The organism is Brevundimonas sp. (assembly GCF_046293315.1).
GTDB lineage: Bacteria > Pseudomonadota > Alphaproteobacteria > Caulobacterales > Caulobacteraceae > Brevundimonas.
On record NZ_JBKBPF010000056.1, the window covers coordinates 1 to 710 of the forward strand.

General features: G+C 71.0%; 2 protein-coding genes. Both read right to left on the reverse strand.

Going from position 1 to position 710, the window contains the following annotated elements:
• On the reverse strand, positions 1-293 hold a 293-nt coding region (locus tag ACK4SE_RS13985), incomplete at its 3' end, for a hypothetical protein (RefSeq protein WP_409693928.1).
• Positions 294-490: 197 nt separating this feature from the next.
• Complete coding sequence (locus tag ACK4SE_RS13990; protein ID WP_409693930.1) at positions 491-622, reverse strand: hypothetical protein; 132 nt, start codon at positions 620-622, stop codon at positions 491-493.
• Positions 623-710: the final 88 nt, after the last annotated feature.

Below are 710 nucleotides of genomic sequence, written 5' to 3' on the forward strand. Positions count from 1 at the left end.
GGCAGCGCATGGGGCGGCAGCGCAGCCAGTCTCGCATCGCGCGCAACAGCACGCACCGCTTTGCGCCCCCCCGCCCGCTCAATCTCAGCCTCCACGCCGCCGTGCAGCAGGCGGCTAATCTTCTGGAACACCTTCGTCTCCTCCTCCTGCTTCTCGGCGGCCTCCTCCTCCTCCTCCTCGCCCACCGCGCCGCCCAGCGGGATGGGAATGCCCTCCTGCACGCGCGTGGCCGTCAGCGGTAGCGGCAGCAGCAGCGGTAGCGGCAGCAGCGGCGGCGGCGACGACGACCACAACAGCAGTAGCAGTCACAGCAGCAGCATCGGTGGAGGCGGCGGCGGTGGCGGCGGCGGCGGCGGCGACAACAGCAACAACGAGAGCAGCGCGAGCTGCGCACCTGCCCGGGGCGCTGGTAGCGATGCGTGGCCAGTACATGGCTGGCGATGCTGCGGTCGTGCTCCGCATCCAGCTCGTCCAGCACTGCGCGCCAGGGTCAGCGCGAGGGCGAGGGGCGGGGCGGGCCGCGTGACGCACCGATGAACAGCAGGTCAAAGCGGGAGAGGAGCGAGTCGGGCAGCCCCACGTTCTGCTGCGGCTTCTTGGACTTGTCGTACTGCGGCGGCATGTCAGGGCACGCTGGGCTTGTGCACGCAGCGCCACACGGGCGCCCGCACCTGTCCGTACACCGGGTTGGCAGCTGCCACCACCGAGCA